Origin of the sequence: Kocuria sp. CCUG 69068 (genome assembly GCF_020833785.1) — a bacterium.
Lineage (GTDB): Bacteria > Actinomycetota > Actinomycetes > Actinomycetales > Micrococcaceae > Kocuria > Kocuria rosea.
In genome coordinates, this window is the sequence record NZ_PDDL01000146.1 from 1 (window position 1) to 6,625 (window position 6,625).

Annotated in this window: 7 protein-coding genes, 4 tRNA genes and 1 pseudogene; 6 read left to right on the forward strand and 6 right to left on the reverse strand. The window is 73.5% G+C overall.

Annotated elements, in window-relative coordinates:
• Positions 1 to 184 (reverse strand): DUF3000 family protein (locus tag CRM73_RS17520; RefSeq protein ID WP_229588626.1); only part of this gene is annotated, 184 nt, incomplete at its 3' end.
• A gap of 103 nt (positions 185 to 287) precedes the next feature.
• Positions 288 to 722 carry a peptide-methionine (R)-S-oxide reductase MsrB gene (gene msrB, locus CRM73_RS17525; RefSeq protein ID WP_017834188.1) on the reverse strand — a complete coding sequence of 145 codons (435 nt, stop codon included), beginning with the start codon at positions 720 to 722 and terminating at the stop codon, positions 288 to 290.
• Positions 723 to 890: 168 nt separating this feature from the next.
• Here msrB and CRM73_RS17530 point away from each other — a divergent pair, with 168 nt between their 5' ends.
• Positions 891 to 2,204 carry a S9 family peptidase gene (locus CRM73_RS17530; protein WP_035924021.1) on the forward strand — a complete coding sequence of 438 codons (1,314 nt, stop codon included), beginning with the start codon at positions 891 to 893 and terminating at the stop codon, positions 2,202 to 2,204.
• A gap of 25 nt (positions 2,205 to 2,229) precedes the next feature.
• Here CRM73_RS17530 and ybaK read toward each other — a convergent pair whose 3' ends face one another.
• From ybaK to CRM73_RS17545, 3 genes are read right to left on the reverse strand one after another with little or no spacing between them, the layout of a single operon-like run.
• Positions 2,230 to 2,721 carry a Cys-tRNA(Pro) deacylase gene (gene ybaK / locus CRM73_RS17535; protein ID WP_035924020.1) on the reverse strand — a complete coding sequence of 164 codons (492 nt, stop codon included), beginning with the start codon at positions 2,719 to 2,721 and terminating at the stop codon, positions 2,230 to 2,232.
• Positions 2,722 to 2,738: 17 nt separating this feature from the next.
• Positions 2,739 to 3,194, reverse strand: a complete 456-nt coding sequence (locus CRM73_RS17540) for a SufE family protein (RefSeq protein WP_035924019.1) — start codon at positions 3,192 to 3,194, stop codon at positions 2,739 to 2,741.
• Positions 3,191 to 4,099: a sulfurtransferase gene (locus CRM73_RS17545; RefSeq protein WP_017834192.1), complete on the reverse strand. Its 909-nt coding sequence runs from the start codon at positions 4,097 to 4,099 to the stop codon at positions 3,191 to 3,193. The genes CRM73_RS17540 and CRM73_RS17545 overlap by 4 nt, the downstream gene beginning before the upstream one ends.
• Before the next feature lie 280 nt (positions 4,100 to 4,379).
• On the opposite strand from CRM73_RS17545, the gene zapE reads away from it, so the two are divergent.
• On the forward strand, positions 4,380 to 5,441 hold the full coding sequence (zapE, locus tag CRM73_RS17550) for a cell division protein ZapE (protein ID WP_017834193.1): 1,062 nt from the start codon (positions 4,380 to 4,382) through the stop codon (positions 5,439 to 5,441).
• Between the two features lie 124 nt (positions 5,442 to 5,565).
• Here zapE and CRM73_RS17555 read toward each other — a convergent pair.
• Positions 5,566 to 5,637, reverse strand: a tRNA-Val gene (locus CRM73_RS17555).
• 298 nt (positions 5,638 to 5,935) lie between these two features.
• On the opposite strand from CRM73_RS17555, the gene CRM73_RS17560 reads away from it, so the two are divergent.
• From CRM73_RS17560 to CRM73_RS17575, 4 genes and pseudogenes are all read left to right on the forward strand, one after another.
• Positions 5,936 to 6,008, forward strand: a tRNA-Gly gene (locus tag CRM73_RS17560).
• A gap of 60 nt (positions 6,009 to 6,068) precedes the next feature.
• Positions 6,069 to 6,139 (forward strand) — tRNA-Cys (locus CRM73_RS17565).
• A gap of 50 nt (positions 6,140 to 6,189) precedes the next feature.
• Positions 6,190 to 6,264, forward strand: a tRNA-Val gene (locus CRM73_RS17570).
• A 164-nt stretch (positions 6,265 to 6,428) separates the two neighbouring features.
• Positions 6,429 to 6,625 (forward strand): annotated as a pseudogene (locus tag CRM73_RS17575) (cytochrome); the annotation flags it as partial.

Sequence of the window (6,625 nt, forward strand, 5' to 3'; positions counted from 1 at the left end):
GGGCGCGGGACGGTGCGGGCGGTCGCCGCACCTCGGCGCGCACCGCGGCCGCGAACGGCGCGAGGTGCGTCGGGGCCGGGATCGCCGTGAGCTCGACGCCCTCCCGGTGGCCGGTGCGGCGCAGCTGCTCGAGGGCGTCCTGGAAGTCCTGGTACACCTCGGTCAGGCCGTTCACCGCGCTCACACTGGAAGGGTAGGCCGTCGGGGCGTCCCGGCCCCTCGTGCCACGCCGCGAGCGCGCGATCGGCGTGGTCCCGGTCACCCCGGTCCCGTCCGGGCGGGACCGCTCAGGAGCCGGCGGGCACGAGGCGGACGGAGACGGAGTTGATGCAGTACCGGAGATCCGTGGGGGTCGGGAAGCCCTCGCCGCCGAAGACGTGGCCCATGTGCGAGTCGCAGGCGGCGCACCGGACCTCCACCCGCTCCATGCCCAGGGCGGTGTCCTTGATGTAGCGGACCCGGTCCTCGGCCAGCGGCGCGTAGAAGGAGGGCCAGCCGCAGTGCGCGTCGAACTTGGTGTCGGAGCGGAAGAGCTCCGCCCCGCACGCGCGGCACTCGTAGACGCCCTCGGCCTTCGTCTCCCAGTACTCGCCGGTGAAGGGCCGCTCCGTGCCCGCCTCGCGCAGCACGTGGTACTCCTCCGGGGACAGGATGGAGCGCCAGTCCTCCTCGGTCCGTCCGGTGGCGTCGGGGCGGTCGCCGTGCCTGGTGGTCTCGCTCATGGTGTGATCCTCCGGGATGTGGTCGGTGCTCCGGGCGGCGGTCCCCGCACGGGGCCCGCCCGGCGGTCCGCACGGGGCGGCGCGGGGCCTGCGGGGCGCGGACCGCCCGGCCAGCACAACGACGCGTCCCTCCCGGTTATGCCCGGGCTGCGTGGAAGACTGGGGGGCATGCCCCGTCGCCCCCTGCCGGTCCCCGCCGCCCCCGAGCCCCAGTCCGCGACGCAGTGGGCGCGCGGCGCCGTGGTGGGCGCGGCCGTCACGGTGGGGGCGGCGTCCCTGTCCTTCGGGCTCTCGAGCGCGGCGGCCGCCTACTTCGCGCGGCAGGTGGTGGTCCCGCCGAAGTACCGCTCCGAGGACCTGCAGATCCTCGGCGTCACCCGTACCGGCGAGGACGGCGACCCGTCCGCGACGACTCTCGTGCGGCTCCCCGCCACGGTGGACACCACCGTGGCGGGGACCTACAGCCTGCGCTTCGACGCGGGCCGCGGTCACGCCCGGATCGGCGCCATCCGCTCCTACTCCCCCCGGGAGGGCACCGTGACCCGGGTGGTCGAGGAGGTCTACTCGGGGGACCTCTCCCGGGCGACCCGCGGCTTCTGGTCCGGAACCGTCTATCCGGACCCCGGGGCGGCGGGCCTGCCGTTCGAGGAGGTGGAGATTCCGATCGAGGTCGGGCCGGCGCCCTGCTGGGTGGTCCCCGCGGAGGGCGGGCCGACCCCGGAGGGTGAGCGGCCCCGGGTGCTCCCGGGTCCGTGGGCGATCATGGTGCACGGGCGCGGCGCCAACCGGATGGAGACGGTCCGTGCCGTGCCGGTGGCGCGGGAGCTCGGGCTGACCTCCCTGCTGATCTCCTACCGCAACGACCGGGAGGCGCCGCCCACGCACGACTTCCGGTACGGGCTGGGCTTCACGGAGTGGAAGGACGTGCAGACGGCGATCAGCTACGCGAAATCCCGCGGCGCCACCCAGATCGTGCTCTTCGGCTGGTCCATGGGCGGGGCGATCTCGCTGCAGACGGCCGACCTGTCCTTCTACCGGGACGACATCGCGGCCCTCGTGCTCACCGGCCCGGTGGTCGACTGGTTCGAGCTGATCGCCCACCACTCCCGCTCCCGCCGGATCCCCTCGGGGATCGGCCGGCTGGCCACGAACCTGATCTCCCACCCGGCGGGGCGGATGCTGACCGGTCTCGCCGCTCCGGTGGACCTCCAGGCCCTCGACTGGCTCTCCCGGTCCGAGCACCTGCGCACGCCCACCCTGGTGCTGCACTCCGTGGACGACGAGTTCGTCCCGGCCGCCAGCTCCCGCCGGCTCGCGGAGCTCAACCGGCTCGTGGAGTTCGTGCCCTTCGCCCGCGCCCGGCACACCAAGGAGTGGAACGTGGACCCGCAGCGCTGGGAGGACGCCGTGCGGCGCTGGCTGCCCGCCCGGCTGGCCCAGGACGCCAGGACCCTCGGGCCCGTGCGCGCGCAGCGGAGCTGAGGTCCGGTCCGGACCGCGGCGCGGGTCAGGAGCGCAGCGCGGCGGTGCGCCCGCCCGTGAGCCGCAGCAGCTCGGCCGGGGGCAGCTCGACGTCGAGCCCGCGCCGCCCGCCGGAGACGAGGACCGTGGGCCATGCCTCCGCGGAGTCGTCGAGCAGGGTGGGGGAGGGTGTCTTCTGCCCGAGGGGCGAGATCCCGCCCACCACGTAGCCGGTGCGCCGCTCCGCGAGCCGGGGCTCGGCCAGGGCGGCCCGCTTCCAGCCCAGGGCGGCCGCGGCCGCGCGCAGGGACAGCCGCGCGGAGACGGGCAGCACCGCGACCGCCCAGTCCCGCTCGTGCACGACCAGCAGCGTCTTGAACACCTGGTCCGGGTCGCGCCCCAGCGCGGCGGCGGCCTCCAGCCCGTAGGACGCGGCCGCAGGGTCGTGGGCGTACTCGTGCACGGTGAAGGCCACGCGCTCCCGCGCCAGGAGCGCGACGGCTGCGGTGGGGCCCGCACCGCGGGACGCCTTCGCCATGCCGGTGCCCCGGGGCCTCAGGCGTCCTGGAGCTCGCGGACGCGCCGCTTGATCCGGGCCAGCATCGCGGACATCCCGCGCATCCGCAGGGGCGAGACCAGCTGGGTGAGCCCGAAGCGCTCCGGCAGGTCGTCGGGGACGTCCAGGACCTGCTGGGCCGGGAGCCCGTCGAGGCCCTCGTGCAGGATCGAGGCGAAGCCGCGGGTGGTCGGGGCCTCCGCCGGGGCGGAGAAGAACAGCCGCACCGGGGCGCCGGGGCCGGGGACGGCGCCCTCCTCCCACTCGACGGTCAGGAACAGCGGCGACTGGCACTCGACCACCTGCTCGAGCTCCTCCGGGTGCTCGCCCAGGCGGTCCGGCAGCGCCGGCAGGGAGCGGGAGAAGTCGAGCAGCAGCTCGAGCTTGTCCTCCTGCGGCACGGCGGTGAAGTCCGCGACGAGCTCCTCGAGCTGGGCGGGCAGGGCCCCGCTCATCGGGCCGACCCCGGGACCTCGCCGGGCTCCTCGCCGCGGACGATCGGCACGCGCACGGAGTTGCCCCACTCGGTCCAGGAGCCGTCGTAGTTGCGGACCCTGTCGTAGCCCAGCAGGTGCTTGAGCACGAACCACGTGTGGCTGGAGCGCTCGCCGATGCGGCAGTACGCGATGATGTCGTCGTCGGGGGAGAGCCCGACCTCGTCGCGGTAGATCGCCTCGAGCTCCTCGCGCGAGCGGAACGTGGCGTCCTCGGCGGCGGCCCGCGCCCACGGCACGGACGCCGCGGTCGGGATGTGCCCGCCGCGCAGCGTGCCCTCCTGGGGGTACTCGGGCATGTGCGTGCGCTCGCCCGTGTACTCCGGCAGGGACCGGACGTCGATCAGCGGCTGCTCGCCCAGGTGGGCCAGCACGTCCTCCTGGAAGGCGCGGATCGGGGCGTCGTCGCGCTCGACCACGGGGTAGTCGGCGCGCTCGGGCACGACCTTCTCCGTGGACAGCTCACGGCCCTCGGCGACCCACTTGTCCCGCCCGCCGTTCATGAGCCGCACGTCCGGGTGGCCGAACAGCTCGAACACCCACAGCGCGTAGGCGGCCCACCAGTTGGACTTGTCCCCGTAGACCACGATCGTGGTGTCGCGGGAGATGCCCTTGCGCGCCATGAGCTCGGCGAACTCCGCGGCGTCGACGTAGTCCCGGGTGTCGGGACGGTTCAGGTCGGTGTGCCAGTCGATCTTCACGGCGCCGGGCACGTGGCCGGTCTCGTAGAGCAGGACGTCCTCGTCCGACTCGACCACGACGACCCCGGGGTCGTCCCGGTGCTCGGCGACCCACTGGGTGGACACGAGTCGTTCGGGGTGCGCGTACTGCGCGAATTCTTCGTTGTTCTCCACGGCAACGCCCATGGGGACTCCTTCCGGGGTGGGGATCAGGGGAACGGGTCCTCGCGGACCGGCTTCCCCTCCAGGGTAGTGGTCCCGGCGGCGGACCGCCCCCGCCGGGGAGCCGCCGGGGCCCCGGCCCGGCCCTGCCGCGACCCCGTCGCGGCGGTGCCGCCGCCCTGATGACGCGGCGGGCGCGTCCCGGGCGACGGGGAGCCGGTAAAATCGCCGGAGCACGCGCGTGCGCCGCTCGGCGCGCCGAACCAGCGAACCGCCGGGCGCGGCGGACAGAGAGGTCTCCCAAGTGAGCATCCAGATCGAACACCTCACCGAGCGGCGCCCCCAGGTGTCGGCCGACGAACTGCTGTCGGCGTTCCGGCCCTCGGAGCGCTTCGGGGAGGTCTCGTTCGACACCTACCGCCCCGACCCGCAGCAGCCGTCCCAGGCGGAGGCGGTGCGGGAACTGCGGAAGTTCGCGGAGTCCGTCAACCGCTCGACCGGCTCCGGCGGCGGGTTCTTCACGAAGCTCTTCGGCGGGGGCCCCCGCAAGGACGAGGTCCGGACGGGGATCTACCTCGACGGCGGCTTCGGGGTGGGCAAGACCCACCTGCTCGCGTCCCTGTGGCACGCGGTCCCCGGTCCCAAGGCGTTCGGCACCTTCGTGGAGTACACCAACCTCGTGGGGGCCCTGACCTTCCGCAAGGCCGTCGACGCCCTGAGCGCCTACAGCCTCGTGTGCATCGACGAGTTCGAGCTCGACGACCCCGGGGACACGGTCCTCATGTCCCGGCTGATGCGCGAGCTCGCCGACTCCGGCGTGCGGATCGCGGCGACGTCCAACACCCTGCCCGGATCGCTCGGCGAGGGCCGCTTCGCCGCGCAGGACTTCCAGCGGGAGATCCAGGTGCTGGCCGACCAGTTCGAGGTGCTGCGCATCGACGGCGAGGACTTCCGCCACCGGGGCCTGCCGCAGGCCCCGGCGCCGCTGTCCGACGGCGAGCTCGACCGGGCCGTGGAGGAGCACTTCCCGGGCCGCGTCGTGGCCGCCGACCGGTTCGCCGACCTCGTGGAGCACCTCGCGAGCGTGCACCCCTCCCGGTACCGCAAGCTCCTCGAGGGTATCGACGCCGTGGTCTGGCGCGACGTGCACACCATCGAGCAGCAGGCCGTCGCCCTGCGCTTCGTGGTGCTGGCGGACCGGCTCTACGACAAGAACCTGCCGATCATCGCCTCCGGCCGGCCCTTCGACGAGGTCTTCACGGCCGAGATGATGGCCGGCGGCTACCAGAAGAAGTACTTCCGCGCCGTCTCCCGCCTCACGGCGCTGGCCCGCGAGGGCATCCTCGGGGACGTCTCCGCGGTCTGAGCGCCCGCACCCCCTCCGGGCGCCGCGGCGCCCGGAGGGACGGGCCCGCGCGTCGTCAGGGCGCACCGACGACGACAGAGGGCCCCGGCTGGAATTCCAGCCGGGGCCCTCTGTGCACTGCTCGTGCGCGATACTGGGTTCGAACCAGTGACCTCTTCGGTGTGAACGAAGCGCGCTACCACTGCGCCAATCGCGCTCACTGCTCGAAAACCATAACCCACATCCCGGCCGCGGGCCAATTCGGGGGCGGGCACGGGCCGCCGGCACCCGCCGCGCCGCGGCTCCCCGGGGGATTTGGCGTTTCGGAAAAAGGTCCCGTAAAGTCTCCACCTGTCAGGAACACCGATGGGTTCCGGCGAACGGAGCGGCTGCGAGGCCGCCCGGAACAGCGATCCCGTCGAACTTTGCACGCCCCGGACCGGCGCGAACACCGCCGGAACGGTTGTGCTAGAGTTCCTGATCGGAAGATCGAGAGATCGACCGAAGCAAGACATGCGGACGTAGCTCAGCTGGTAGAGCACCACCTTGCCATGGTGGATGTCGCGGGTTCGACTCCCGTCGTCCGCTCGCAGTGATCGGCATGAACGATGTCGTGACCGACGGCCCTGTCCGCAAGGACCAGGTCCCGGTGGGGTGGCCGAGTGGTTAGGCAGCGGCCTGCAAAGCCGTCTACGCGGGTTCGAATCCCGTCTCCACCTCGGTGCACACCCACCACGCTTGACGGTCTCCCTCGGGAACCGCCGGTCGAGCGCGATTGGCGCAGCGGTAGCGCGCTTCCCTGACACGGAAGAGGTCACTGGTTCGATCCCAGTATCGCGCACCACCTGGAAGGCCCCGGCTCCACGAGCCGGGGCCTTCGTCGTGCCCGGACACGGCACCGCCCGCCGGGCCCCGTGTCCGAGGCGGTCGGTAGCCTGCGGGGCAGGACCCGGAGCACCGGGACCGCCCCGGGCCCCGGGGCGAGGCGAGGGAGAGGCGACGAGCAGCGTGACACAGCCCAGGCTGGCGGAACAGACCGAGTACGGGCGGATGTACGCGAGGTCCGTGGCGGACCAGGCGACCGTCCCCTCCATCACCACGGTCCTCTCCCGGGCCGCCACGGACCTGGACGGGTGGTACGGCTACTCCGCCGCGCAGGCCGCCGTGCGGGACGACCGGCTGCGCGCGGCCCTGGGCTCGCCGGC